At 69.6% G+C, this 24497-nt stretch carries 28 protein-coding genes; 3 read left to right on the top strand and 25 right to left on the bottom strand.

Features of this window, described 5'->3' with window-relative positions; translation table 11 throughout:
- Positions 1–238: 238 nt before the first annotated feature.
- From RMT89_RS08355 to RMT89_RS08320, 8 genes are all read right to left on the bottom strand, one after another.
- The gene (locus RMT89_RS08355; protein WP_007495307.1) at positions 239–970 is read right to left on the bottom strand and encodes a hypothetical protein; all 732 of its coding nucleotides are present in this window, start codon (positions 968–970) and stop codon (positions 239–241) included.
- Between the two features lie 30 nt (positions 971–1000).
- Positions 1001–3187: a hypothetical protein gene (locus RMT89_RS08350; protein WP_007495305.1), complete on the bottom strand. Its 2187-nt coding sequence runs from the start codon at positions 3185–3187 to the stop codon at positions 1001–1003.
- Positions 3188–3191: 4 nt separating this feature from the next.
- Positions 3192–3749 carry a hypothetical protein gene (locus tag RMT89_RS08345; RefSeq protein ID WP_007495302.1) on the bottom strand — a complete coding sequence of 186 codons (558 nt, stop codon included), beginning with the start codon at positions 3747–3749 and terminating at the stop codon, positions 3192–3194.
- A gap of 223 nt (positions 3750–3972) precedes the next feature.
- Entirely contained in the window at positions 3973–4317 is a 345-nt protein-coding gene (locus RMT89_RS08340) for a hypothetical protein (protein WP_007495300.1), read from the bottom strand.
- Positions 4310–5077 carry a DciA family protein gene (locus tag RMT89_RS08335; protein WP_007495298.1) on the bottom strand — a complete coding sequence of 256 codons (768 nt, stop codon included), beginning with the start codon at positions 5075–5077 and terminating at the stop codon, positions 4310–4312. The genes RMT89_RS08340 and RMT89_RS08335 overlap by 8 nt, the downstream gene beginning before the upstream one ends.
- A 9-nt stretch (positions 5078–5086) precedes the next feature.
- Positions 5087–6472, bottom strand: coding sequence for a helix-turn-helix domain-containing protein (locus tag RMT89_RS08330; protein WP_007505747.1), 1386 nt, complete (start codon positions 6470–6472; stop codon positions 5087–5089).
- Positions 6473–6576: 104 nt separating this feature from the next.
- Positions 6577–7020, bottom strand: a complete 444-nt coding sequence (locus tag RMT89_RS08325; protein ID WP_007505748.1) for a hypothetical protein — start codon at positions 7018–7020, stop codon at positions 6577–6579.
- On the bottom strand, positions 7017–7295 hold the full coding sequence (locus RMT89_RS08320) for a hypothetical protein (RefSeq protein WP_043735231.1): 279 nt from the start codon (positions 7293–7295) through the stop codon (positions 7017–7019). The genes RMT89_RS08325 and RMT89_RS08320 overlap by 4 nt, the downstream gene beginning before the upstream one ends.
- A gap of 625 nt (positions 7296–7920) precedes the next feature.
- Between RMT89_RS08320 and RMT89_RS08315 the strand changes: the two genes are divergently transcribed.
- Positions 7921–8805: a helix-turn-helix transcriptional regulator gene (locus RMT89_RS08315; RefSeq protein ID WP_007492569.1), complete on the top strand. Its 885-nt coding sequence runs from the start codon at positions 7921–7923 to the stop codon at positions 8803–8805.
- 30 nt (positions 8806–8835) lie between these two features.
- Here the strand turns inward: RMT89_RS08315 and RMT89_RS08310 are convergent, their stop codons facing one another.
- From RMT89_RS08310 to RMT89_RS08300, 3 genes are read right to left on the bottom strand one after another with little or no spacing between them, the layout of a single operon-like run.
- Positions 8836–9285: an NUDIX hydrolase gene (locus RMT89_RS08310; RefSeq protein ID WP_007492571.1), complete on the bottom strand. Its 450-nt coding sequence runs from the start codon at positions 9283–9285 to the stop codon at positions 8836–8838.
- Between the two features lie 33 nt (positions 9286–9318).
- On the bottom strand, positions 9319–10638 hold the full coding sequence (locus tag RMT89_RS08305; protein WP_007492573.1) for a DUF6545 domain-containing protein: 1320 nt from the start codon (positions 10636–10638) through the stop codon (positions 9319–9321).
- Between the two features lie 9 nt (positions 10639–10647).
- Positions 10648–11142 (bottom strand): hypothetical protein, encoded by a 495-nt coding sequence (locus RMT89_RS08300; protein WP_007492575.1) that lies wholly within the window; start codon positions 11140–11142, stop codon positions 10648–10650.
- A 634-nt stretch (positions 11143–11776) separates the two neighbouring features.
- Between RMT89_RS08300 and RMT89_RS08295 the strand changes: the two genes are divergently transcribed.
- Both RMT89_RS08295 and RMT89_RS08290 read left to right on the top strand, forming a co-directional pair.
- Positions 11777–12571 carry a zinc-binding dehydrogenase gene (locus tag RMT89_RS08295; protein ID WP_244313304.1) on the top strand — a complete coding sequence of 265 codons (795 nt, stop codon included), beginning with the start codon at positions 11777–11779 and terminating at the stop codon, positions 12569–12571.
- Between the two features lie 95 nt (positions 12572–12666).
- Positions 12667–13464 carry an IclR family transcriptional regulator gene (locus tag RMT89_RS08290; RefSeq protein ID WP_007492579.1) on the top strand — a complete coding sequence of 266 codons (798 nt, stop codon included), beginning with the start codon at positions 12667–12669 and terminating at the stop codon, positions 13462–13464.
- A gap of 90 nt (positions 13465–13554) precedes the next feature.
- On the opposite strand, the gene RMT89_RS08285 is transcribed toward RMT89_RS08290, so the two are convergent.
- The 14 genes from RMT89_RS08285 to RMT89_RS08220 all read right to left on the bottom strand — a co-directional run bounded on the left by RMT89_RS08285 (position 13555) and on the right by RMT89_RS08220 (position 24395).
- Positions 13555–14574 carry a hypothetical protein gene (locus RMT89_RS08285; protein WP_007492581.1) on the bottom strand — a complete coding sequence of 340 codons (1020 nt, stop codon included), beginning with the start codon at positions 14572–14574 and terminating at the stop codon, positions 13555–13557.
- Positions 14571–14987 (bottom strand): hypothetical protein, encoded by a 417-nt coding sequence (locus tag RMT89_RS08280; RefSeq protein WP_007492584.1) that lies wholly within the window; start codon positions 14985–14987, stop codon positions 14571–14573. The genes RMT89_RS08285 and RMT89_RS08280 overlap by 4 nt, the downstream gene beginning before the upstream one ends.
- Entirely contained in the window at positions 14984–15637 is a 654-nt protein-coding gene (locus tag RMT89_RS08275; RefSeq protein ID WP_007492586.1) for a hypothetical protein, read from the bottom strand. The genes RMT89_RS08280 and RMT89_RS08275 overlap by 4 nt, the downstream gene beginning before the upstream one ends.
- A gap of 75 nt (positions 15638–15712) precedes the next feature.
- Positions 15713–16144 (bottom strand): hypothetical protein, encoded by a 432-nt coding sequence (locus RMT89_RS08270; RefSeq protein ID WP_007492588.1) that lies wholly within the window; start codon positions 16142–16144, stop codon positions 15713–15715.
- Positions 16145–16346: 202 nt separating this feature from the next.
- Positions 16347–16952, bottom strand: coding sequence for a hypothetical protein (locus RMT89_RS08265; protein WP_315883172.1), 606 nt, complete (start codon positions 16950–16952; stop codon positions 16347–16349).
- A gap of 2 nt (positions 16953–16954) precedes the next feature.
- The gene (locus RMT89_RS08260) at positions 16955–17869 is read right to left on the bottom strand and encodes a hypothetical protein (RefSeq protein WP_315883171.1); all 915 of its coding nucleotides are present in this window, start codon (positions 17867–17869) and stop codon (positions 16955–16957) included.
- Entirely contained in the window at positions 17869–18378 is a 510-nt protein-coding gene (locus RMT89_RS08255) for an AAA family ATPase (RefSeq protein ID WP_315883170.1), read from the bottom strand. Before RMT89_RS08255 ends, RMT89_RS08260 begins: the two co-directional genes overlap by 1 nt.
- Positions 18379–18608: 230 nt before the next feature.
- On the bottom strand, positions 18609–18932 hold the full coding sequence (locus tag RMT89_RS08250) for a hypothetical protein (RefSeq protein ID WP_315883169.1): 324 nt from the start codon (positions 18930–18932) through the stop codon (positions 18609–18611).
- Positions 18933–19001: 69 nt separating this feature from the next.
- On the bottom strand, positions 19002–19370 hold the full coding sequence (locus RMT89_RS08245) for a hypothetical protein (RefSeq protein WP_315883168.1): 369 nt from the start codon (positions 19368–19370) through the stop codon (positions 19002–19004).
- A 44-nt stretch (positions 19371–19414) separates the two neighbouring features.
- On the bottom strand, positions 19415–19837 hold the full coding sequence (locus RMT89_RS08240; RefSeq protein WP_315883167.1) for a Pycsar system effector family protein: 423 nt from the start codon (positions 19835–19837) through the stop codon (positions 19415–19417).
- Between the two features lie 226 nt (positions 19838–20063).
- Positions 20064–20792 (bottom strand): hypothetical protein, encoded by a 729-nt coding sequence (locus RMT89_RS08235; RefSeq protein WP_315883166.1) that lies wholly within the window; start codon positions 20790–20792, stop codon positions 20064–20066.
- 108 nt (positions 20793–20900) lie between these two features.
- Complete coding sequence (locus RMT89_RS08230) at positions 20901–21524, bottom strand: hypothetical protein (protein WP_315883165.1); 624 nt, start codon at positions 21522–21524, stop codon at positions 20901–20903.
- Between the two features lie 98 nt (positions 21525–21622).
- On the bottom strand, positions 21623–21925 hold the full coding sequence (locus tag RMT89_RS08225; RefSeq protein WP_315883164.1) for a hypothetical protein: 303 nt from the start codon (positions 21923–21925) through the stop codon (positions 21623–21625).
- A 7-nt stretch (positions 21926–21932) separates the two neighbouring features.
- The gene (locus tag RMT89_RS08220; RefSeq protein ID WP_399497759.1) at positions 21933–24395 is read right to left on the bottom strand and encodes a DNA translocase FtsK; all 2463 of its coding nucleotides are present in this window, start codon (positions 24393–24395) and stop codon (positions 21933–21935) included.
- Between the last annotated feature and the right edge of the window lie 102 nt (positions 24396–24497).

Genomic DNA, 24497 nt, shown 5'->3' with positions numbered 1-24497 from the left:
CGAGAGGCGACCGGGTGACCCGGGTCGCGAGTAGCTGGCTTCGCCGAGGAAGAGGACGAGGGGCGGGTGTGGGGAGGCGGCCAGGGCGGACTCCGGTGTGCTCGTCGCTGCCGTGGCCCGAATGGATCCGGGGCGGTGGCCGCGAGGGCCTGGCGGCGCATCGGCTTCGGTGATGGGCGACCGCCAGGCCAGGGTCAGGATCGCACGCCCTCCTGGCCGGGAGGGCCGGGGATGCGGGTCAGTGGTTGGGCTTCCATCCTCGGAGTTCGATGTGGCTGATCTTGGTTCCCTCGGCGAGGCGCCCGGTCTCCTCCATCCAGTCGCTGATGGCCGCGGTGACGTCACCGCCGGCGCTGGTGACGCGCTGGTGCCATTCCTGCGCGTCCATGCCGGCGCCGCCGCGGCCGTAGCTGCGTTCCTCGGTGCCGTCGGGGCGCTGGACGACGTGGGTGCGCACGCGCGGGCTGTCCTCATCCCGGCCGGAGTCGATGAGGAAGCGCCCCTTCGACGCTCGGACGGTGAAGGCGATGACACCGCGGGCCGCGGCGGCCTCCTCGATGATGGGCTTGAGGCGGGAGGCGCCGGAGGCGATGTGCTGACGTCCGGCGCGGGCGAAGCCGGAGTTCCACTCTTCGTCGACTTCGTGCTGGAGCGCGTCCTTCTGTCGTACGCGGGCCAGTCGTCCGGACTTCGTGCGGCGGCGCTGGACGTACTGGCCGGCGAGGGCTTTGAGTGACGCGAGGTCTCGGGGGCCTCCGGCCTGTACTTCCTGGACGACGGCCTGGAGGGCTGCGACGTACGCCTGTCCGGCGCCGGGGCCTCGGGTGAAGAAGTGCGAGACGATGGCGGAGTTGCGGCCGAGGATTTCGGCGATCTCGCTCTTCTTGAAGCCCTCGGCCAGGAGGTGGTCGGTCAGGCGTGCGGCCTCACTGGGGGGCGGTGGGCTGGTTCGGCGCCTGCGCGGCGGCATGGTCCCCGGGCTCCTTTCTTGTCGTGCCGGTCAGAGGTTGGCGGAGGCGGTGTCCTGCTGTTCCTCCAGGTAGGCCCGGCCGAGGGACTGCAGGGTGTAGAAGTCGTTTTCGGTGAGGGGGGCGGTGGAGGGGTTGGGAACGATGCCCTTGAGGAGGTAGTCCCCGGGGTCGCCGTTGTAGGGCCAGTTGGGCTGGACGGTGGTGTAGAGGGCGTCGGTCCGGATGGCCACGATGCTCCCGGCCGGGAGGTGGAGGGCGCCGACGTGGGTCTTCTGGCCGTCGGTGCCCTTCACGCTCGTGGAGAGCAGGGCGGCGCGTGCGGCGGACCATACGCCGGCGGACCACTCGGGGTGCGCGTTCGGGTTGCGGCGCATCTGGGTGCGCTCCCAGATGACGGTCTGTCCGTCGATCGTCTTGATCCGCGCGCCCTTGGGAATCTGGTTCTCCTGGCCGAGCTGGACGGAGCCGGTCGTGATCGTCGGCCGCTGCGCGAACCCACCGATGCCGTACAGCAGGATGCTGCGCACGGCACGTGAGGCCAGTCGGTACGCCGTGCGAAGTTCGTCGTCGCCGGCGACCTGCGCCGCGGTGGCCAGTTCCGCCCAGGCCTTCTTCAGCTTCTCGGACCATTCCTTGAGCGGCGTGCCGCTCTCCCACAGCAGGCCGTCGAGGATCTCGATCCGCCAGGGCTGGACAGGGTTGCGGAGCGCGAGGTTGATCTCGGCGCCGCCGGCCCAGGTCGTGAAGGTCCTGCCGCCCTCGTGGGGGTAGATCCACGCACGTTCGCCTTCGACGGCGAAGGGCAGGATGCCGACGTGGTTCCAGTCGTCGGGAATGGTGACCCTGACACGCCAGTGGCCCGGCTTGAAGAGAACGTCGCTCTGCTGCTTCTCCGACCAAGAGGCGAACTTCTGCGCGGTGACGCGTTCGGGGGCGCCGACACCCGAGGTCCAGGTGTGCTTGCCGTAGGCGAGGGTGCGGTCGAGTTCGTAGAGGGCGGGCAGCTGGTCCGGGACGCGAGGCGGGGTGATGAGTTCGGTGCGGCCCTGGCCGGAGGTGGCGTGGAGAAGTTGGCGGATCTCGTCGGACATGACGGGGTAGCCGTCGGCCCAGCGGGCGCCCTGCTTCGTGGGGAGAGTGCGCTGCCACAGGTCGCGGCCGGTCTGGCTGGGCGAGCCCATGATGACGAGGTCGGGCCAGATCCGCTTGAGGGCCTGCCCGAGCAGGACGAAGGCGTGGCGGATGGTGGCGACGTCGCTGCCGTCCGGGTCGAACCACTCGCTCACGCTGCGGATTTCGACGTGCTGCTTGCCGCGCTCCCAGCGCCCGACCGGGTTGCGTTCGTGGAGGAAGTGGCCGGCGAGGGTGTCCTTACCGCGTGAGGATTCGACCTTCCAGCCATCGGGCGTGGGGGCTTCGAGCCAGGCCCCGACCGCGTCCTTCAGATAGGGGTAGCGATCGGCATCCCGGTGCCACGGGGCACCCGCGGTGATGAAGATCCGCTCGGTGGTGTCGGGTGCGTAGGCGAATACCGCGGTGAGGATCTCACCGGCGCTGGCGCCGCCCAGGTCGAGCCGGACACGCTGGTTGCCGAAGAGGAGGTCGCCGGTCTTGGCGTCGAGGAAGACGGTAGGCCGCGACTGCTGCGTGAAGGTGGGCCGCTGAGAGCTGAGGTTCGGAGCCACGCTGAACCAGCGGTCGCCCTCCGGTCCATCGGGGATCACGGGCAGTTCCCGGGGGGCAACGTCGGGCCTGGTGTCAGCGGCGGGTTCCGCGGCCGGCGCGGCAGGGGCCTGGTCGACCGGCGCGGCGGGCGGCTGTTCGGCGTCGGCGTCGCGCTCGTTGGTGGTTTCGGTGTCCTGTTCGGGCACGGTGGCTGCCGGGGGCTGATGAGCGGCGATAGGGGCCATCTCCGGTGCTGCGGCGCCGCTTACCTCGACGGCCGGCCGCACGGCGGGCTTGCTGGCAGGCGCCGCACTCTCAGAAGTGCTGGAGGTCTCGGGGGCCAGGTGCGGGGCGAGCTCGACGATGTCCCTCACCGAACGTCCCGCCGCGGGCGCGATCTGGTCGGGCTTGGCCTTCGGGTAGCCCGCCACCTCCGTGATTTTTCGGTCGCGCCGACCCTCCAGCTTGCGCAGAGCCGCCTGAGCCTTCTTGATCTCATCGCGCAGCCCGCGCAGTTCGGCCAGCCCTGCCTTGTACTGCTGGGATTCCATGGGCTCAGTTGCTCCCTTCCTGCGCGGCGCGGGGGGTGACCGTGACGCTGTAGTGCGGGGGGATGGAGACGGTCAGGTTCTGTGTGCCGCTGAGGGTGATCACAGCCTGCCCGACGACGGCCTGACGCTGTGCGGGCTCGTCATGCCCCTGCGGCTGTTCGCCTTGGAGCAGGTCCCCCAGGGCGAGGAGCTTGAGAGGGGTGCCCTCTCCGGCCTTCCACGTGGGGGCCGGCGCGTTGAGGTGTGCGGCGTACCGGGAGGACGGGCGGCCGTGGAAGACGAGGCGCCTTCGGGGTTCGTCGCCGGTCCAGTGGTACCGCTCGCCGTCGCCGTCGGGGTGGATCTCGTAGACGGCCATGGTCTCGCCGCGTCGGCATGCGATGACCACGGCGATACGGTCGGGGTCGAAGTGCCGCTTGGTCGTGGAACGGCCCACCCATGGTGACCATTCTCCGAGGACGACGTCGGCTTCTGTCGACGTGCCGTCCTCGACTTCGCTCCAGCGTCGGGTGACGTTGACGGCGAGGACCTGGTCCGGCTCGGCGTTGCCGTCCGTCGGCATCGCTGCCCCCTTCGGTCTCGTACGGGCGTCTGCGCCCCCACCCTAGAACGCTTAAGAATGCTTACGCAACTAGCATTTCTAAGTATTCGTTCAGCTGGGTCCTGACAGCGGCTAGCCGCTGGCTCTGCGCGTGCTCGGCGTGCGTGCCTCTGCGGACTAACGAGGCTCCCTGGGGCGGCGGTGCGCCGTACTCGCCGGCGGGGACGCCCGGGCGGGGCGTCCCTCATGCCGCGGAGCGGCGCTCGCGCAACTGCTCGTGCAGCCTGGCCAGTTCGGCATAGAGCAGGTCCAGGTCCGCATCGGTGACCGTCGACGCGGTAGGCCGCGGGTGGGCGGCCGCCCGCGACGGCTGAACCCTCGTTGCCCGCGCAGGCTCGTCGGCTGCTGGCGGCAGGTCGCCGCAGAGCGTGTGCAGGGCGCGGGCGGCCGTCGGGCGTGGGACTCCGAACCACCTGATGATCATGTCCTCGGTGAGGGCCGCCGGATCCAGCCAGAGGTGGCCTTCCTCGATCTGGAGGCGCAGGGCGCGGGCGATGAACTGCTCCGACAGGTCGTCTCGTTCAGCCACGGGTTACTCCCTTCGTCTGCTGGTTGGTCTCCTGGCGCTTGCGCTCGGCACGCTCCCGCCGTGCCCGGCGGAGGGCCAGGGCATGGGTGAGCGCTGCGGGATCCGGCTCTGCGTGGTCGGGATCGATCGGACGGCCGACCGCTGGCGTGCCGGCAGACGGTTCATCCGCGCGGTCGCGGTCGGCCGGGCGGGACGCGTGGGCACCCTGGACCAGAGACCGCAGGGACGTCGTGCCCCGTGTCTCCGGCCGGGTTCCGTTGTCGCCACGTGCCGCAGGCCGTTCGCTGGCGAGGTCACCGCCGGCCGCGCCGGGCCGGGACCGGACGATGTCCTTCACGACGTCGGTCCCGAGCGCCTCAGCGAACCGCGCCAGGAGGGCGGGCTTCTCCAGCCGGAGCTGGGTGAACCACGCCGGCGAGTCGACCTGCACCTCCAGTTCGCCGACGGCCGCGCGGAACTTCACGGCCCGCACGTGCCCGGCAAGCCGAGGTCCGGCAATCGCCGGCCACTCGTCGACGGCGCTGCCCCCGACTGTCGGCGCCTCCCAGGCCCGATCGGTGATCAGCCCTTGGATCACCGCGGCGAGTCCTCTCGGGTCCCGGCCGTCGGAGGTCTGTCGGCCGCCCTCCTGGCGGGAGCGCGGCCGCGGTGTCCGGCTCTCGGTGGCGCCGCCGTTCTTGCGGGCGCTCTCCTTCGCCGCGAGGAATGCGACGCGTGCCAGGTCGACGCCGGAGAGCTGCGGGGCGGTCGTGTCGGTCATCAGTGCTCCTTACCGGCGTCCCAGGGACATCAGGGCGCTGTGGCCGGTGAGCCGCAGCGCGCGCTGGACGAGGTCGGTGCCGTACATGGACTCGGCGGTCGTCCGGCCGAACGCCTCGACGGCAGAGGTGACCAGGGCGGTGTCACCGTGCATGAACTCCGCCCATGCCGTCTGACGCATGACCTGCAGTTCCTCGACGGTCAGGTCCTGCGGTCCGGTGAGGTCGGGCAGTGCTTCGGCCGGTGCGGCGGGGGCGGCGGTCGCGGCGATCGCGTCAGCGACCATGCGCTGGACCGCGGCGCTGCGAGGTGCCTGCCAGTCGCCGTCGAAGCGCTCGCTGCGCTGCCGGACGGACTGGATCCGGTGCCGTCGTGCCGCTTCGGATGCAGCGTGCCACTGGGCAACGGCCAGGTCCCGCTTGTCCTGGGTGTCCAGGACCTTGTGGGCGCCGCTGAGCAGCACTGCCAGCAGCCCCGAGGCGCGGCGGACCCGAGCGGATCCGCCCCGGAAGTGGAGCCAGCCACGCACTTCCTCCGCGGTGAATCCGGCGTCGGCAACGTCGCGGACGACCCACGCGATCCGGGGCACCGAGCAGCCGCGCAGCCAGTCGACCTGCTCGATGAGCTCGCGGGCCAGCTGGAAACGGCGGCCGGTCTGGTTGAGGGTGCGACGGGCCTTCGCCTTGGACTTCTTCTGGGTGGGGGACGTGCGCTTCCCGAATTCGAGCTTGCTCTCAGGGGGGAGAGAAGTACCACCCGCAGAAGAAGAGCTATCTGAACTACCCCCCATTGGGGTGCAACGCGATGACCCCGACGAACGGGTTCTCGAGCGACGGGAACGGCGGCGCCGCAGGAGCTTCTGCGCCATCTTCGCCAGCCGCTTCATGAGCGCACGGCCCTCGTCGCCGATCCCCCTCAGCGCGCGGACAAGCCGATCGCAGGTACGGGTGACGAGGTGCAGGGCGGCGTCGAAGGCCTGGGGGATGATCCACACGAACTCCGAGGCCTGGCCGCCCTCGCCGGACACACGTGTCCCCTTGGACCGGTAGGCGAGCAGTCCGCTCTCCCGCAGGATGGCGAGGTGGTACTGGATGGTGCGCTCGCTCAGCTTCAGGACGCGAGCGAGAAAGTCGACGCCAGGCCGGCAGGGAGCGAGGCGGGCGAGTTCGGCGGCGACACGAAGGGTGGTCTCGCCGACCTTCCGGGGACCGTGGTCACGGGTGCGGCGGTAGGTGTCCTCGAGGTAGGACCAGCAGACGGCCTGCATCCACGAGAAGCCGTCGGGGGCGAACCGGCCGGAGGTCGTGGAGACCCACTGGTCAGCGGGGGCGACGCGGACCCGCTCGGGAACAGCGGCGGACGCGTAGGGGGCTTGCAGGGGCTGAGCGGAGAGCACGTGGGTCCGTTTCCGGGTAGCGCGAAATAGACCCGTGGCGCGCATGAGCGCGGCGGGCCTTCAAGGGCCTGGGGAGGAGCCGCCAGCCGGCGGCTAGGGAGGCGTCAGAGACACATCAGGGAGAGCTGCTCCGGCTCGGCAACCGGCGCATAACCCTTCTCCCTGGGGTCCTCCTGCTCGGGGAGCAGGCTCAGCTGCTCCGTGGTGTCGGTCGACTGCACTTCGTCCGCGGACTCCTGCGCCGACTCCGGCGCAGGCCGGCGGGGCACGACGCGGATTCGTGCCGCCCGGTGCGGGCGCCGGTCGCGGAGCACGTTGCGCGGCGGAGGCGTCGTGGCGTCCTCGGCGACCACCTCGGCGAGCGCGCGTACTTGGGCCCAGCTCAGCTGGGTGCGCAGTCGCACGGTGCGCAGCGATGCCCCGTCGCAGAGCATCTTCATCGCAGCGAGCTCTTTGCGGGCGTGGTCGGCTTCGTAGTTGGGCCACGGGGCAGCCGGCTGGACTGTCGTGATCGTCTCGTCGGTCGTCGGTGTGTCGTCGGTCGTCATGTGGCACCGCCCATTGAGGTGGTGGGGTCGGCCTTCGAGGACGCGCTTGCCGGATTGGGCCGCTGGCCGGTGGGCCAGGGCGTCGTCTTGGCCTTCGTCAGTGGGAAGTTGAGGTCCGGTACATGCGAGGGTGCGCAGGTGCCGGTGAGCGGGTGCCCTCCCGCAACGCCGACCGCGAGGTCGGCCCGCAGGCGGCTGCCCGTGAGGATGTCGGCGGCTATGCCGGAGTGGCCGGCGCATGCGCCGAGATCGTGTCCGGCGCGCGGCGGCCGCACGGCAGGGCTGCTGCCAGGAGCAGCCGCCTTCCTGCATCCGCGTGCCGCGCGGACTACGTACCGCGTACTGGTGGACAGGTCGATCACCGTGGGGGCCTTCAGGATGGAGTGGCAAGGCGAAGGCCGGGACCGGGCACGTCAGGTTTGCCCGGCCCCGGAGCACTGAGGTCGGTAGGGGCGATCAGGGGCAGATTTTGGACAGGCTCGTGATCGTCCGGAACTACCGCGTGGGCCTCGCCGCCGCCAGGAGGGAGGCATTTGCCGTGTTCGCGCCCGTAAGGGACAGGCGGCCGGCAAAGCCTGTGACCTGCGCGATGGTCGCGAAAAAGCGTCGTTTTTGCTGCACGTGGTGCGCACGAGGTGCGGGTGATGCCACACTCATCCAGATCGATCTCCGTCTTGTTCGGGGAACACGTACGGGCCCGGCCATCGCATTGGCCTAGGAAACCGGAATGGCCGGGTCCGCACCGCTCCTTGCGGGAGCACGTGGTACTACGGCGAACTCGAGGGAAGTCGACCTGGCGGTGCCACCCTGTTGATCACCGGAAGATGAAACTATCCTCTTCTCGTGATCTGATCAAGTGGCTAGAGTGAGTGCGCCCGCCAACCCTGATGGAGTACCTGCATGCCCGAGCGCATCTTCGACGGCAGCAAGCTGCGCGACCGCCGCGTGATCGCGCGCAAGTCGCAGACGAGCGTTGCGGAAGACATCGGTGTGCGGACCAACCAGGTGTCGAAGTGGGAGACCAACCAGGCCACGCCGCCGCAGGAGCGGCTTCCTGGGATCGCACGGGCCGTGGACGCCGACCTCGACGAGTTGTTCCCGCGGCTGGGGCCGCCGGACCTCATTGACCTGCGGTGCGATGCCGGCATGACCCGGGCCGACACAACGGAGTTCACCAAGACGAGGTCGGCGATGGCGGTCCGCTCCGCGGAGGAGGGCAAGAGGCCGCTGTCGGAGGAGCACGAGCTCGCGCTCAGCAAGGCCTACGGGGTCACGCTCGCCGAGCTGCGCGCGGCGCAGAAGAGGTCCTTCGGGTACGACGTGCCCGTCGTGGCGCCGCTGCGCGTCGTTCCGGCGCCGGAGGACCGGCTCCCGGACGACCGGGTCATCGCCGACAGGATCGCCTACGTGCGTGACGAGGTGTACGGAGGCGATCTCCCCTCGGACGCGGAGATCGCCTCGGCGGGAAACCGCAAGAGCGGCCGGCCTCTGCTGACCGAGGACCTGGTGCGGGCTTTGCGCGAGGGGACACAGACGCAGATGTCGGAAGAGGTGCTGGACGCCCTGGCCCTCGCGCTGAACCTCCCGCCGGTCTACATGCATACGTCCGACCCGCAGATCGCACGCCTCGTGGTCTCGGCCCAGGTGGTGCGCAACCGCTACACGATCCGGGCCGCCCGCGGCGGCGAGAGCGGCATTCCGGAGGCGGCTCGCGCCGAGCTCGCGGACTTCATCAGCGACACGATGGCCGAGATCCTCGGCCCGGAGACGGGCGGGACGAAGTAGCCCGCCCCTCAAGATCAGCACTCCCATCGACTACCGCACGACTTCAAGGCTCAGCGCTGTCCCGTCCCGCAGGGCCTGGAGCGCACGGTCCCACACTGCACGCACGGCCGGAGGAATCTCATCGGGGCCGATCTCCTCGGCCCTCTTGAACCGGTAGTCGACGAGCTCGCTCTCCTGCAGCCTGATGCCGGACTTCTGCTCCTCGCTGATGACACCACCGTCGAAGACCCAGTAGATGTGCGCACCAGCCTCCGACTGAATGTAGGCGGAGACAAGCAGCCGGCCGATCACCTGCTCGACACCGACCTCCTCACGCAGCTCCCGGGCAGCGGCCTGCGAGGGCGTTTCCCCCTCATCAACTCCCCCGCCCGGCAGGTTCCAGCCGTCCTTGTAGCCCGGCTTGACGATGAGGACGCGGTCTTCCGCGTCGCGCACAACGGCCGCGGCGGACTGGGTCGGGCGGGCGGGTGCTGGTGCCATGGTCAGACCTTCTCTGGTGCTCGTAGTGGGGGGTTAGACGTGGTCGGCCGGGTGGCCGACGAGGAGTGCACGTCCATCGGACAGGCTGGTGATGCGGAAGGCGGATGCCACGGTCCGCAGGTGTTCAAGCTCCTCGCGCAGGCTGTGGCCGGGTGCGGAATCACCCTGGTCGCGGTCCTGGCCGGGGCCGAAGGGGTAGGGCGCACTGCTGGTAGCGGTTCCCTCCGTCCTGCGACGCTCGGCCGACACGGCGGCCCGAAGCCACAGCGCCTCGGCCTGGACGTCGGTTCCGTGCTCAGGCTTGAGCTCGGCCTCCGCCTGAACGAGGGCGCGTTCGGCGAGGTCCGCCGGGACCTGGCGGCGCAGTTCGGCAATGACGTCGCGGATGTCCATCGCCCATCGAGCCAGGTGGGCAGGCGGGGACGGGTCGGGGCTGAAGAAGAGGTCGCGTACGGTGTCGAGCCGTCCGGCCTTGGCCGCGCGCCGCGAGAAGAGCGTGCTCGCGCGATGCCGTACCACCTCGGGCGCCCACAGGGCGAGCGAGCGCCACAGCGGGTAAAGCTCGAGCAGGCCGCGCACGGCGGAGATGCGCTCACGGCCGGCGCGGGCGGCTGGTGCGATGGTGCCAAATCCCCACAGGAGGAACGACAAGTACAGCAGAGTGTCAGTCACCCTCTCCTGGTCAAGGTTGGCGCTCTCGGAGACGCTGGAGAAGGTGATCACGGGCAGGTAGGCGGTCCGCAGGATCGCGTACAGAACTGCCAGGACCATGCCGGCGGTCATCATGCGCAGCCCGATGCGCAGCGACCGTATCGGGGCTCGCCTGACGGCACCGCCCCACTGGACGGCGCACACGGCCGCGGTTGCTCCGACGTAGAGGTAGAAAAGGCCCATGTAGACGAGGACCCCGGCTTCTCCGCGGTGCCGGTCCAGGAAGAAGGGGGTACTGGTGTCGGGGTCGTTGAGCAGGAAGACGAAGACCAGGCCCATGACCGCGACCGTAGCCACGGAGGCCTTGGTGGCGACGCGGTGAACGATGGCGGAGATCCGGACGCTGCGGGGCAGGTCACGAGTGAATCCGTCGCTGCGGTAGACCGCGGTGACGTAGCGCAGGATGACGCAGATGCCGGCGATCGTCAGGGCGTGTTTGACGAAGTAGGCGAGGTCGGGGATGCCGAGGTTGTTCAGCAGGTCTCGGCCGTGGGTGGTCCGGCTCAGCCATGCCGCCGCGAAGGCGACGAAAGCTCCCCAGAGAGACCGGTCGCGCTTCCACCCCTTGAGGGCGGCTCTGGCTCTGAAGAAGGCCTGGATGAGTAGCAGGCCCGCGATGACGTACGCGATCCCATCGGACATATGCAGTACTCACAGGTGCATAGGCCCGCCGAACGAGCAGAAATCGTCGGCAAGGCGGCGGGTGGTGGGGTCCTTGATGAGCAGGTAGGCGGTGTCGGCCAGGCGGTTGAGCATGGCGGCGGCGTCCTCGGTGCGTTTCTCGATCCCGGTCTCGTATCGCCGTCGCGCGGCGACCTGGCCGCCGGCCACGAGTTTCTCGATGCGTTCGGGGGAGAAGTCGCTGAGCAGTTCGTCAGTGCCCACCACGCCGGTGGCGTCGTCTGCCCAGAGGTGTACGAGCTCATGCAGCCAGATCTGGCGTTCGTGCCAGGGCGAGCCGCCGCGGGCGTGCAGGAGGAGGTCCACCGGCCGGGTGTCGTGTTTGACCCACAGCCCGCAGATACCGGTGGCGGCCGCGATGCGGTCCGGAAGGGCTTTGATCACGATCCGTCGGCCTCGGGCGGCTTCGATGTTGGCGATGAGCTGGTCGAGGTCGAAGGGATCCGGGATCGGCATGGAGGCCACGAGGTTCTCCGTCTCCCGACGAAGAGCCCGGCGGCTGCGCCACGCCCTCGCTGGCCGAAGAGCAGAGGACAACGAGCGGGAGCAGGGCTGAAGCGTTTTCCTCGTGTCCATCTCGTCTCAGCCCCCTTGCGCCCCGTATGGCCAGCCGCCCGCAATCAAACATGCGTTCTAGTCGTGTGTCACGGCGGCCCACCGCATGTTCCGACTCGATCGCCGCGCCCCCGACCCCACGCCCCGCAGCGCGGCACAGCAGCCAGTGGTCGAGCGGTCACTCTCGACGCGGCAGCGGCCTCAATATGACCCGAGTTTGCAAGCAAACGCAACAAGCAATTCCATTTCTCACCAGGAGAGAAAGTGCCCTATGCAAGTACCGGCCGTTTCTCACGTGGTGAGAAAGCCGACGCACTATAAGGCCAGCTCAGAGGCCTGCTGACCCGTGGTCTAACCTGTGGACGCTCGCCCGCTATAGCTGAGGAGAAATGTGCGCGCCATCACCATGACCGAGTACGGCGGCCCTGAGGTGCTGAAGCTCTCGGAGGTGCCCGATCCCGTACAGAAGGGGTCACGGATTGTTCTGGATGTCACGAGATGTGGTGTCAACTTCGCAGATCTTCACGTTGTCGGCAATTCCTACTTGAAGTCCGTCACACTCCCTTACATCCCGGGCAACGAGGTCGTGGGCGTGGCGCAGGACGGCCGGAGGATGGTCGCGCTCACTCAGGGTGGCGGCTACGCCGAGAAGATCGCGGTGTCCAAGCTGACCGCCTGGGAGATCCCGGACGCCGTCACCGACGAGCAGGCCGTGTCGATCCCCTTGCAGGGCAACAGTGCCTTCCACCTCCTCTACACCGTCGCCCGCCTGGAGAAGGACGAGAAGATCCTGATCCCCGCGGCGGCCGGCGGCGTCGGGAGCATCGCCGTCCAGCTGGCCGCCCAGTCGGGCGCCAAGGTGATCGCGATGGCATCGACCGAGGAGAAGCGGCAGCTGGCACTCGAACTCGGAGCGCACGCCACGGTCGACTCCTCCACCCACGAGGACCTCGCCGCGCGGGTGACGGAAGCGGCCGGCGGCAAGGTCAACGTGGCCTTGGAGATGACCGGCGGCAAGGTCTTGCAGGAGACGATCCAGACGCTCGCGCCCCGCGGCCGGCTGGTGCTCTACGGCTTCGCCAGCGGCGACCTTGAGAACATCCCGGTGCACACCCTGCTCCAGAACTCGATCACGGCCTCGGGTTTCTGGCTGCCGAACCTGTACACCAGCCGCGGCACGCTGGAGCTGTCGACCAAGCAACTGTTCGCCTACGTGGCCAACGGCCACCTCCGGCTGATCTCCGGCGGCTCCTTCCCCCTGGAGCAGGCCGCAGACGCTCACCGACTGCTCGCCTCGCGCAGAGCAACCGGCAAGATCTCTCTTGTAAACGGCCAGTAAGCTCCCAGGAGGTGTACAGACGCTGGTGACGTGCACATCTCCGGCGTAACGGGACGACATGCCTTCGGACTTGAGGGCATGGGGCAGGAGGACGGATGAGCCGTGGCGGGACCTCGCACACCGACCGAGTCATGATGGTGCAGCAGGCGCTTGTCGAGATGGGGGGCGGTCCGCAGCGGCTGTCCGACATCGCTGCACACACAGGCTTGGACGACTCCACTGTCGGCCGAATTCTCGCCCGACTCGCCTACACCCGCATCGTCGTCCGCCCCTCCAGAGGTCTCTACGCTCTGGGCCCCGGCGCAGCCGAAGTCGGCTTCCACGCCCTGACCGGCGTGAATTTCAACAGGAGCGCCGAGGTCAGGGCCGTCCTGGACAAGCTGCGCGAGGAGACGGACCAAGGGCTCGTCTTCCTATACACGAAGTCTCAGTTCGGGGCCAACCGGCAGTGCCTGATGATGTCGGTCGGTGACTCCGACCTCGCCGAACTGCGCATGACCGCCCGCGATGTGCTGTCGATAACCCGAAGCCTTCGAACCGGCGCCTCGGGCCGCACCATCCTGGCCTATCTGAGCCCGGAAGTGCAGGAGCTCGTCTTCGAGGAGGAGATACCCGAAGAGGCAGGCCCCGGCGTCATCCGTGACACCGGCAAGTTCAAGGCCTCTCTGGCGGAGATCCGGGACCAGGGCTACGCCCTCGGCTACCAGGAGTGCATGGCGGGCTGGAACTCCGTGGCGGCACCCATCATCTGGGACGACATCATCGTCGGGGCCGTGCTCATGCTGAAGCCGGTCCACGTGATGCCGCACGCGCCGGAGCAGTACATCGATGCCACGGTCGAGGCAGCCGCCCAGCTGAGCTTCTCGCGCACCGGCTGGCCGAACAGCAACTAGCCCGTCGCAAGCGGGCAATTCTTCGGAGGGGCCGGGCTGGAGACGATCGTCTCCAGCCCGGCCCCTCCGGCGTTGCCGCAGCGCCGCTCGTCAGGGAAGCCGCGGATTCCAGGCACTGGCCGCATCGGCCACCCAGACCTCGGGAAGCTCACCCTGGAGCGTTCCGAGCAGCAAGTGCGGCACCACGTCCAGCCGTTCGAACAGCGGGAGACTGACGGGCTGCCCCACCAGCTCGTACCGGCCGTGGACGGCCAGCGGGCTGCCAGGCCCGAACTCGCGATACACCTGGTCAAGCCGCTCGTTCCTCCTGACGACGAACTGCTCCAGACGCCGGGGGTAGTCCGTGATCTCCTCCATCGGCACCGTGGCCAGCACCCGGGAGAGCACGTCCCAGCACAGGTCGCTGTCGCAGTCCGTGGACCCCGTGACCGTGTGGAAGATCCTCACCGCGACCTCAAGCACCGTCGCCACGTCTGCCTCGGCGGCCTTCTCGACAGGCATCGCAGCCGGACCGGTCCGGGGCGTTGCTGCGACGGCTGCTTGGTGCAACGCCCCCTCAAGATCAGCAACTTGGTAGCCGAGGATGATCGCCTTCTCACGGGTGAGGGTGTAGACGGCGTCCGGGCCGACGTCGCTCACACGGCGCCAGCCTTCTCCTGCCACCCACGCCTCAAGTCCGGTTATGGCGCCGTTGGTCACCGCCCAGCGGTCCCTGATGCTGTCGGGACGGACCACGACCTCGCCGTACCCGCCGGCCGAGCCGAGGGGCAGCGGGATGCGGAACTCCGTGGCGAGCCTGAGCTGTTCCTCGGCGGAGAGTTCGCCGAGGGGCTGCGGAGGCCCGTACAGCGCACGCGCCCGGATCGCCACAGGCGTCGGGTGACCGTCATCGGTCAGCTCCCAGAGTCCGTCGAACCTGTGCCGCCACTTCAGAACGCCCGCCGGTTCGGACTCGTCGAACTGCTCCAAGTCCTCGCGGTACGTCTCGGCGGTGACCTCCTGGGCCGTGCCAAGGTCGGCGTACGGCCTGGTGCCCCGCCAGGTGGGGTTGTCGTCCCAGCTGGGCTCGAACACCGTGCCGACCTCGTGCGCCGTGGGCGCATCGCTCATCGTGGGTCCTCCTCATCGTTCAGGATCCGGCGGTCGCCGGTGTAGCGGTGGATCAGCGGCAGCGCGCCGCGGCTGTAGAGGATGGGCCAGCCGGGCTCGGGCTCGCCGGCCGCGCGGGCCGACGCATGAGCGATGGCCTGGGCGAAGGCCTGGACGTATGCGCCGCGGGCGACCCGGTTGGTGCGCCATGCGCGTCCCAGCGGGGTACGGGCGTCGGCAACGTAGCGGTCGATGATCGGCTGCATCAGCTGCCGACCCCGTTCCAGATGGGCCGTGGCCGCTTGGGCGCCGCTCTGCTGGTCGTGTCCGTGCAGAGCTGGCGTCATGATCAGGTCGAAGGCGTGAAAAGTCTCTCGGGCCACGGCCTTCCACTCGGTGCTCTCGTCGCGTTTCTCGGTACGGCGGCCTCTCACAGTGCTCGCCCGTCGGCGTCGTACAGCTCTCCGTCGGATCCGCGTCGGGGCTCGCACTCCGCCCGGTCGGCCTCCGCTTCACGGGCCTTGTGCCAGGTGAGGTACTCCTGGCGGACGTACGCCCGCGCTCCGCCGGGTACCTTCCACACCGGGCTGTCGGTGCTGAAGCCGCTGACCACATGGTGGCCGCCGTGGCCGGCGTCGAAGTCAAGGAGTGCCTTTGCGGCCTCCTCGGCGTACGTGTTGGCTTTGGCGACCGCGTCGTCGTTGTAGGCCCGGCAGTACCAATCCAGTTCGGTCCGGTGAGCCGCTCGGTCCAGCCACGCCGCCTTACGCAGGAGCATCTCCCGGTGCTCCCAGCTCTCGACGCCGCCTCCGGCCCCGGTCAGGGTGGCTTGAGCGCGTTCCTTGATGTTCTCAGTCAGGACGAGCAGCGCGTGCTCCTCCTCGAACAGGTCAAGCGCGCCCCCGTAGGCCTCCGTGTAGTTGGGACCCGGCTGGGTCGGCGTGTCGAACGCGTCCCAGCTGGTGGCGCAGCGGGGGCAGTTCAGCGTGTCGACGTCCTTGTCGCCGCAGGGGTAGTCGATCATGTTGGGGACGAGGTCGGTGCCCTGGCAGCGCGGGCAGCGGATGGACGGGGAATCGAGCATGGGATCCGTTTCGTCGTGATGGTCGGCGGGTCGGTGGTGGTTTCCGGTTACGGGCCAAGGGCGGCGGGCGTTCGGTCAGGTGGGCCGACTGTCCTCGTGGCAGGGGCAGCGCGGTCCGGTGAGGGAGCCGTTGCCCAGGCGGCCCGAGCCGCCGCACGAGGTGCACCCGGTGGTCGCGCCGGGATCAAGGCACCAGGTGTGACCGCATCCGGCGCAGCGGACACAGTCAGCGAAGTCGTCGGTTCCGGGGATCGGCTGAGCGAACTCCTCGGCGCCGACAACCCGGCAGATCGGGCAGGTGATGACGACGGCGAGAGCTTTCAGGCACCCGGTGCAGGTGACCGATCGGAAGGACTCGGCTTCCAACCGCTCGATCTCGGGAGCCGGATAGCAGGCGCAGGCCGTGGTGAAGTGATCTCGGTCGCCGGCGTACCGGGCGGCGTGGACGGTGCCGTCCGGCTCGACTGCGCGACGCTGGTGGGTCTCGTATGTAACCGTCGTGGTCACGTCGTTCTGTCCTTTCCGGCGGTTCCGACCGGGACGCGGTTCTCGCCGTCGAGCAGCCTCTGTGAGGCCGAGCTGAGGTCGTGCATGTTCCTTCTGGGCGTTACTAGCTGGGGCGGGGTGGTTCCTCCGTCTTCGACGACCGCTTCCTGGCCGGGCTTGTGACAGCTCGGCAGGACTCCGGTACGTGGCTGTGCCCGGTGCTCTACGTCGCAACAGACTCCGCGTTCTGGCTGGTCACCGGATCCGTGAGTTCCACGATGACGAGCGACATGCGTGCGAATCCGGTGGTGACCGGTGGTCCCATGACGGGGTTGGGGCCCAGCAGATGCTCGTGATTGTCATCCGGCAGGAGCCCTCCATCGGAGACCAGGCCGTCGACGTACGCCTTGGCCGTCGGCGACCAGTTGCCCGGGTCGCGCTTCCGAGCGATCGGCCGGGGGTGCAGGACGTAGAAGATCGCCGCACGCTGGAGACGGGGCAGGCGCTTGGCCATGGCCAAGCTGGCGGCGTCGGCGCGAAGTTGTTTCCGGAGACGGTGATAGGCCATGTGGTGGAGCCGCTGGTTGCTGGTCAGCAGCTCCTCGGAATACGGCATGAGAAGCGTTTCGATGTAGCCCACGCCGGAAAGCCCGGCGAGCAGCGGAGCAACGGCGGGCGGCTCGGGGACGGATGGCGGCCCCGGGTGCACAGGTGCATGTTGTCGGGCGGCCTTCTTTCGTGGCACCGCCGCGGCTGCCGGCTGGACGGTCTGGGTGCGGCGGCGCTTCATCAGCGCCTGGTACTGGGCGAGGGTCAGCCGGGCAACCATGCTCAGGCCCCCATGGCTGAGGTGCCGGCGTCAGTCAGCCGCCAGCGCTGCCCGTGCTGACCGGTGTCCGTCTTGGTGGGCTTCTCGTCCTTCTGGACCCACCCTTTCGCTTGGAGCTTCGTGACGGCGGTGTCGACCTTCCGGCCGAGGTGTCCCCAGGCCACGCCGTGACTGCGCTGGCTGGTGTCGCGGATGGTCGGCTGGCCCCGCGCCGGCCGAAGGGTGAGCACGACGCCGGAATCGATGAGCTTGAGCAGCGCCGCTTCGGCTGCCGTGGGCGGGGCGGGCGCATCGAGGGTGCGCACCTTGGCGACGAACTCCCGGCAGCGGGTGCAGGTGGGCGGGAGGTCGACGGCGCCGCCCAGCTGAAGGGGGTTGGCCCGCTCCGGCGTCTCACACAACCCCATGCCCGCCTTGTGCATCCGACTGCGGCCGGAGACGAGGTCAACAGCGGCCGCGACGTGCCGCAAAGACCCGCGGGGTCCGGTGTGGCGGGTGTTTTCACGGACGGTGAGCGGAACCGGGGCCTTCACAGCGAGCTGCCGCCATGCCTCCTTGGCCATGCTCAGTTCGACGACGGCCGCCCGCTCGCGCCCGACGCGCAGCTCTTCCGCCGCCTGGCGCTCCTCGACGATCCGGGGCGGTAGGGCTGGCTCCAGGCCTCGCGTGTCCGCGATGATCAGCATCCAACCGTCTACGGTGGAGACGTGCCGGAGACCGGGGAAGCTACGGCCCAAGACGGCCGTGCACCAGTCGCCGCCCCGGCGGGCGGCGACCTCCTCCATGCGGCCGACGGTGTCCATGCCGATAGGCCCACGGCTGCTGCGCCGTGCCTGCTCACGTACCTCCGCGAACTCCGGGTAGGCAGGCTCTCCGGCGACCTCCGGCAGCAGAACTATGCCGACTCGCCGTCGCATCAGCCCCTCCTTCCGGGTGTAGTGTCCGCAGCGCCGACGAAGTAGACGTCGGCGAACCCTTCCCGGCGCAGACGCGCGGCTGATCGTGGGGTCTGGCGGTGCTGCCAGATAACGCGGTCGTCGGGCACGCGCGTGTTCGCAGGGCGCAGCGCATTTCGCGCGAGGCATGTCTCCAGGGGCGTGAGGAAGACGACTGCTACCGCACGCCGACCGTGGGACAGGGCAGGCTTGAGCACGGAGGCCCGCACACGTTCCTCCACGTTGGTGGAGTCGACGCCCGTGGTCAGGCCGAGTTCCATCCGTGTACGCAGGATGAGGTTCTGCATCCGGACGGCCTGCGGTGTCACGCGCTGGTTGCCGGCGTCGTCAGCCAGAAGCAGTCTCAGTTCGTCGAGGCAGACGACCGAACTGTCCGGCATCGCCGAGAAGAGCGTGGACTTCCCGGACCCGGCCGCTCCAACACCGCAGATGAGTGTTCCAGCGGGGAAGGACGCGAGGTCGGGGGTCATCGCTTCACCGCGATTCGGATGGCGGCGACAGCGGCCGCGATGGTGGACGCGGCCAGGAACAGGGTGACGGGGCTGAAACCTCCGAACACGGATGGTCTCCCAATGGGTTGAGGTTGTCGGGTTCGCGCGAGCGCCCAGCGCGGGGAAGGTGCGGTGTGGCGCTGGAACGCAAGTCCGGGTCGTCTCTTAAGACTCTACATACCGTAGTTAAGGTTCGCAAGCCTTAAGAGTCAAACCGTTGGATGCTGGTCAGTCTGGACCGCCCGCTCGGCCGCGTCCTTCATGATCTTGATGCCGTCGGGGTGCGCGTGGACCGCAGCAAGGATGCTGTCCGTCCACCACCGCAGCCCGCGGTACTCGCGCCGCGCTGTGTCCCTCGCCCGCCGAGCGGCGGACAGTTCCTCGGCGAGCGTCGGACAGTCGCAGCGCTCGACGTCAGGGTCGTGCATGCGGGACATGCAGCCCGGAACGAGCCAGCGCGCACCGCCCTCCTCCTCAACCCAGTAGCAGACCGGCGGGATCGCCGGCGGCTGTCCGTCGGGCGAGTTCGTCATGGTGCTCCTTTCCGTGCTGGCCGTTCTCCGCCCCGTCCCGCGGAGCCGCTGGGGCGAGACAGACACCGGTCAGTGCGAGAGGAGGGGCGCGTAGGCCTCCGGGCTGGAGGTCACGTGGGATACGGCCTGCGCCGCGGCAGACCGAGCGTGCGAGAAGCCGTACAGGACGAGGGCCGTGACGATGATCGTCACGATTCCTGCAGTGATCAGGCGCCGTGAGGGCGTCCCGTTCCACGCAAGGCCGACGATGGCCGCGGACGCGGCCAGCAGGGCAACACCGAGACCGGCGGCGCCGAAGGTGTCCTCGACGGTGAGCAAGGTCGCCCGGGCGGGCGCGATCACGAGCGCCACAGCGGCCGCGAACAGCACGAGTTGGACGGTGCGCAGGACGAAGGCTGACGCGGCTAGCGCCCCGAGGGCGCGGCAGATGAGGCACATGAGGGTCCTTGGGTTGGATGTGTCCGCCGCGTCGGCCGCGGCGGTCACAGAAGGGCTTTGGTCCAGCTGGCGGTGAGAGCGAAGGCCAGGCCGGCGAGGGTGAGGGCGATCGAGGCGTTGATGCGCTGGTACTTCGTGCGCAGCAGCCGAGAGAGGGAACCGACGTCCTCGGCGCGCAGGTCCTCGGCGAGGCTGTCGCGGATCTGGCCGGGGTGCAGCAGGGCCCAGAAGGGCCATGCCGTGCGGCTGGAGGGGCGCGTGCGTGCCCAGACAGCCAGCAGCACGCAGCTGATCGCGGCCAACAGCCCGCAGGCGCTCAGCGCCTGGAGGGCGAGGACCAGGCGCCCCTTCCCGCCGGCCGGCGTTCCGCCGATGAGGAGGACGGCGCCGTTGAAGGCGAGAAGGAGGTTCGCTTTCCCGTCGCAGCGGCTCAGCTGGCCTTCGAGGCTGGTGATGGTGGCGTCCAATCGCTGGTCCAGACGCGTGGCGCGGTCCCTCGCTGCGCGAGCGCGCCGGGCGGACAGCCTGGGGCGCCGGATGCGTAAAGGGCGGCGTGGTGTGGTGGGTCGGGTACGCATGGGGTCTCCTGCACGACGCTACGGCGAAGGGGCTGTGGACAGATTTCGCGGTGCGGGACCGGCCCGTTGGGGCCGGCCCCGCGTGCTGGCCGCCGGCAGCGGGCGGCGCACGCGCTCAGGTGTTGGGGTGGCTGCGGGCTTCAGAGGAGGACGTGGCCGGCGGCAGGTGCACCGTGATGTGGGGCTGGTAGACGGTGAGGGTGCCGGTGCCGTGGGGCGCGGAGGTGCGGCCCCGGTGGAGTCCGCGGAGAGCGAGGGTGGAGGCCAGGCACCAGGCCAGCACGGCGGCGCCGGCCGCGACCGGACGTGAGCTGTCCGGGGTCGCCGACCAGATCGCCGCGACGGTGAGGGCCCCCCATACGACCCACGTCAGGCGCAGTGCGTTGTTGCGGGTGAGGAATCCTCCGGCGAGCGCGGTCAGCCCGGTTGCCTGCCACAGCGCGTAGGCGACCGGTTCAGTCAAAGGCGTGGCCTCGCTGTGCGCGGCCAGGTAGGCGTGGACCGGCTCGGTGAGGGTGGCGCGGACGGCGGTGACGACGTGGCCGGGCCCGTCGACGGCCGGCACGGCGTCGAGCAGCTGCCGCGCCGCGGTGAACGCGGCCGTCCCGGCCCTGGACACCAGCAAGACGACGACCGCGGCCGCGGTCACGGCCAGGACGGTCTTGATCCAATTGGCCATTCCGTGCCAGCCCGCTGCCGGTGCGGCACGCAGGTCCTCCCACCGGCGGTGCAGGGCGCCACCGTTGGACCATGCTGCGCTCCACCACTGGCGTAACGCTGCGCGGCGGTTTTCGCGGGCCCCGGACGCCGGGTTCTTCTGCAGTTCGATCTCCTGGGTCGGCACGGATGTTGTCCCATCGATTGAGGAGGTGGTGGTTCAGGCCCGGATGGCCTGTCCCGCCCCCGAGGCCCCGCAGGGCGGGTCCGGGTGCGAGGCAGGTCACCCGGGGCCTCAGCCCTTGAAGCGGTTCCGCTTGAAGACCGCCTTGCGGATGTTGACCACCGATCCGCCGGTGCTCTTGCTGCTGCCGCGCCCGAAAACGACCAGTCCCAGGGCGACGGCCAGGACGGCGAGCCACATGACGAACTGGCCGGCTGCGGTGAGGATGTCGTCGACGACGGCCAGGCCGGGGGCGGCTGCGCCGACGCCGTACCCGGCGAGAGCGATCCCGCCGCCCGTCGACAGGGCGATCGCGCTGTACTTCCACACGAACGCCGGAACGTGCGGTGACGGAGCCTTCTGCGTCGGCGCGATGAAGGCGGGCAGTTCGAGGTACTGCGGTGCCGGGGCGAGCTGGCCCCGCTGCTGCTGGAGGCGCTGTTCCTCCAGAAGCGTCAGGTCGCGGACACGGTCCAGGTACAGCTGGTCGGACAGCAGACGCTGGACCTCCGGCGTCAGCTGCGGGTACGGCGCAGGCATGCGGGAAGCCGGATGCGGCCCCTGGGGGTCGGTGAACACCCGCAGGATGCGCTCCAGTTCTTCGTACGGCAGCGCGTCGAGGTCGCTGTGGGCCCGTGGCTGTGCCTCGGCGACAGTCGGCTGCTGCTGGTCGGGGGGCAGGGGGTGGATCTCCACGGGGCTCCTTGCAGGGGGTGCGGGCATACGAAAGACCCGCCCGGCCGAAGTGGCCGGACGGGTCGGGAGGGGCGGTCGCCGCGGAGACGACCGTTGGGCTATCCGAGGCTGAGGAAGGCGAAGGACGCGGCGAGCAGGCCCAGGAGGGCCTTCGCCCACCACGGTCCGACCTCGAGGGCGCCCCACGCGCCGAGGAGTGCGGCAGCGCGCAGGCCCCATCGGGCAAGGAACCCGAGGGGCTTGTGTTGCTGCAGTTCCACGATGCGATTCGTGCGCCGGTCCATCTCGTGCTGGAGGTGGGCCCGGGTCACCAGATCGGTCTCCGAGGTATTGGCGAACGTCAGGCTGTAGGTGTGCCGTTCGCCCTCCAGTCGGGCGATCTCTTCCTCCGGTGTCTCCACCTTCGCATCACTCCCCTGCCGCTCCCGAGGCGGCCACGGCCAGCCCCATGGACTCCAAGTCGCCCTGCTGAACTCCGAGTTCGTCGGAGAGCCTACTGAGCGTCTCCGGCCAGTCTGCGGGCGCCACCAGCACCTTGCGGGCCAGGGTGCCCTCGCTCGGGCCGACAACGCCGAGCTTGTGCAGGACCTCCATCAGCGCGCCGGATTCGACCATGGTGGTCCGCAGCTTGCGCTGGAGCATGGACGTTGAGCCGAACTGAGTGGACACCACGAGCTCGGCCGCGGTGAGAACGAGCACTCCGTCGACCCCGTCGGGCAGTTCGAGAGAGTCCTCCTCGGCTGCGTTCTCCCCCGCGGGCTGCGGGGTGCCGGGGGTCGTACGGGCGAAGTAGCGGGTGTACTGCCCGCTCGTGTCCGCGAGAGCCTTGCCCTCTTCGGCCCACTTCTTCAGCCATCCGCCGACGGTCCGGGGGGCGGGAACGCTCGCTCCGTCGCCGAGCATCTTGTCCATCATCTCGGACAGCACGGCGTGCAGCTGCTTGGGCTCGTAGCCGTCGGAGCCGGCGGCTACGAGGAGTTCCCAGCCCAGTTCCCGGGGGTCGATGCGGGGCGCGGGAGGCGGAACGATCGTGGCGGCGGCCGCGGCCGGCACCGGCTGTACCGGAGCGGCGGCCGGCGTCGCTCCGGCGGCCGAGCCGTTGATGTTCGCCTCGACGGCGGCGAACAGCTCGGCGGTCCCGCCGCCGAACGCCTCGTAACCCGACGGCGTCCCCGCAGCAGCGTTGCCCGCGGCGGGGGCGCTCGCGGTGGCCGGCTCGGGAAGGTCGGCGAGCAGAGCGGCCGCCTCGATGATCTCTCCGGCCTCGTCGATAACCCGCTGTGCCGCCTCGGTGAGCTGCTGCCCCTTGTACAGAACAGGGAGCGTGCGTGCCCAGCGGCCCGGGTAGGCCACGCCGGCGGGGACGTCCAGGGTGATCGCGTCGAGCGTCGGACGTCGGCCTGCGGTCGCGGCGCACACCTTGTCGGTGATTTCGTCGTAGATGTGCCAGCCCTTGAACGGCGACGGCTTCCTCGGGCCGAGGCGCGTGTGCATGTTCCAGCCCGACCCGGCGACCGGGGCGTCCTTGGGGTCGATCTTGATGTAGCCGGGGAAGAGGTAGGCCAGTTCCTCCGGGTCGCTGACGGTCATGCCCACGCGCCACTTGGCCTGGAGCTTCATGGCGGCGGTGATGACGTCCTGCGTGGCTCGCAGGCCGCAGATCAGGACGCGGACACGCATCGCGCGGCCTTCGTTGACGATGCGGTCGAGGTTCTCCTTGACGTCGTGCGGGAGGGAGGCGGTCTCGTCGACGAGGATGATGACAGCGGGGATCTCGTGGCTGACGGGGAGCTTGTTGTCGGTCTTCTTCTCCCGCATCAGCCGCTGGTAGCCGGCCTTCCGGGCGGCGATGCCCTCGATGGCCAGGTTGGTCATCAGCCGGGCTTCGTCGTCGTTGTTGGCGATCCAGTCGATGATGGGCGCGACCGCGGTGCCCTCGGTGGCGAAGGGCGTGAGCCACGGCAGGGCGACGCCGCCGCCGGTGGTATCGATCGCCCAGATCAGCGCGTCGGGCATGCGGGCGAGCTGGGCGGTGACGACACGCAGCTGGTTCGTCTTGCCGGCGTCGGTCTCCCCGATGAGGACGCCGCAGTCGTTGCACAGCGCGCCGAGGGCGTACTGGCCGTTGCGGTGAAGCCCGATGGGGAACCGCTCGGTGATGGTGAGCTCGCTGAAGTCCTCCGGGTACGGGATGTCCTTGGACATGACGTCCTCGAGGGTGACCTCGACGAGGATCGTCCCACGGTTGGCGCCGGGGTAGATGTCGACGCCGCAGCCGTCGGGCAGGCGCATGTCGGCGGCGAACTTCGGCCCGTACCCGTTGAGGTCGTCGGCCGTGGTGCCGCCGGCAGGCAGATTGATCTCCACGGTGTAGCCGACCTTGGCGGGCCACCAGTTGATGTCAACGCCCTCGCAGCCCTCGATCCGGGCGACCCGGGCGAGGCGGTCCTCCCACGCACGCAGGATGCCGACCGATTCACGGCGCAGCTTCAGGAGTGCCTTGCGCTCCTTGCGGGTGGGTTCGCTGCGGCTCGCGCCGGCGTTCAGCGCGAGGCCGATCGCGCCCAGGCCGGCGCCGACGGCCCATCCGGTCGTGCCGAGCGGTGCGGACGCCAGCGCCCAGGAGGTCCACGTCGTCGCGGTGAACCATGAGGCAGCGCGGGTAATGAGGGTGCTGCTGGTCGTTCCCTGGCGTGCGTCGTAGGCGATACCGGCGAGGGCGGCGCTGGACAGGCTGATGGCGGAGGCGTACCAGGGCAGGCCGGTGAGCGGAGCGAGCATGACCATCGACGCCGCGGTCTCGGTGGCGTAGCCAAGCAATGCGGGGTGTCCGCCGCTGGGCGCGGACCAGTCCCAGTGACGCATCGACATGAAGTTCTCCATCCAGTTCCGCACGGGGCAGGGCGGGGTCGGGGGCGAGTAGATGACGAGCACGCGGTGGAGGCGCCACCAGGGCCTGGGGGCGCCTCCACC

Origin of the sequence: Streptomyces sp. P17 (assembly GCF_032436805.1) — a bacterium.
Lineage (GTDB): Bacteria > Actinomycetota > Actinomycetes > Streptomycetales > Streptomycetaceae > Streptomyces.
Note: the sequence above shows the minus strand (reverse complement) of the source record. Positions and strands in the feature narration are given on the sequence as shown.

Bases quoted from the DNA above. Each gene is read 5' to 3' on its own strand.
- RMT89_RS08355 (WP_007495307.1), bottom strand. From the start codon at position 970: ATGCCGCCGCGCAGGCGCCGAACCAGCCCACCGCCCCCCAGTGAGGCC.
- RMT89_RS08350 (WP_007495305.1), bottom strand. From the start codon at position 3,187: ATGGAATCCCAGCAGTACAAGGCAGGGCTGGCCGAACTGCGCGGGCTG.
- RMT89_RS08345 (WP_007495302.1), bottom strand. From the start codon at position 3,749: ATGCCGACGGACGGCAACGCCGAGCCGGACCAGGTCCTCGCCGTCAAC.
- RMT89_RS08335 (WP_007495298.1), bottom strand. From the start codon at position 5,077: ATGACCGACACGACCGCCCCGCAGCTCTCCGGCGTCGACCTGGCACGC.
- RMT89_RS08325 (WP_007505748.1), bottom strand. From the start codon at position 7,020: ATGACGACCGACGACACACCGACGACCGACGAGACGATCACGACAGTC.
- RMT89_RS08315 (WP_007492569.1), top strand. From the start codon at position 7,921: ATGCCCGAGCGCATCTTCGACGGCAGCAAGCTGCGCGACCGCCGCGTG.
- RMT89_RS08310 (WP_007492571.1), bottom strand. From the start codon at position 9,285: ATGGCACCAGCACCCGCCCGCCCGACCCAGTCCGCCGCGGCCGTTGTG.
- RMT89_RS08305 (WP_007492573.1), bottom strand. From the start codon at position 10,638: ATGTCCGATGGGATCGCGTACGTCATCGCGGGCCTGCTACTCATCCAG.
- RMT89_RS08290 (WP_007492579.1), top strand. From the start codon at position 12,667: ATGAGCCGTGGCGGGACCTCGCACACCGACCGAGTCATGATGGTGCAG.
- RMT89_RS08285 (WP_007492581.1), bottom strand. From the start codon at position 14,574: ATGAGCGATGCGCCCACGGCGCACGAGGTCGGCACGGTGTTCGAGCCC.
- RMT89_RS08275 (WP_007492586.1), bottom strand. From the start codon at position 15,637: ATGCTCGATTCCCCGTCCATCCGCTGCCCGCGCTGCCAGGGCACCGAC.
- RMT89_RS08265 (WP_315883172.1), bottom strand. From the start codon at position 16,952: ATGGTTGCCCGGCTGACCCTCGCCCAGTACCAGGCGCTGATGAAGCGC.
- RMT89_RS08260 (WP_315883171.1), bottom strand. From the start codon at position 17,869: ATGCGACGGCGAGTCGGCATAGTTCTGCTGCCGGAGGTCGCCGGAGAG.
- RMT89_RS08255 (WP_315883170.1), bottom strand. From the start codon at position 18,378: ATGACCCCCGACCTCGCGTCCTTCCCCGCTGGAACACTCATCTGCGGT.
- RMT89_RS08250 (WP_315883169.1), bottom strand. From the start codon at position 18,932: ATGACGAACTCGCCCGACGGACAGCCGCCGGCGATCCCGCCGGTCTGC.
- RMT89_RS08245 (WP_315883168.1), bottom strand. From the start codon at position 19,370: ATGTGCCTCATCTGCCGCGCCCTCGGGGCGCTAGCCGCGTCAGCCTTC.
- RMT89_RS08220 (WP_399497759.1), bottom strand. From the start codon at position 24,395: ATGTCGATGCGTCACTGGGACTGGTCCGCGCCCAGCGGCGGACACCCC.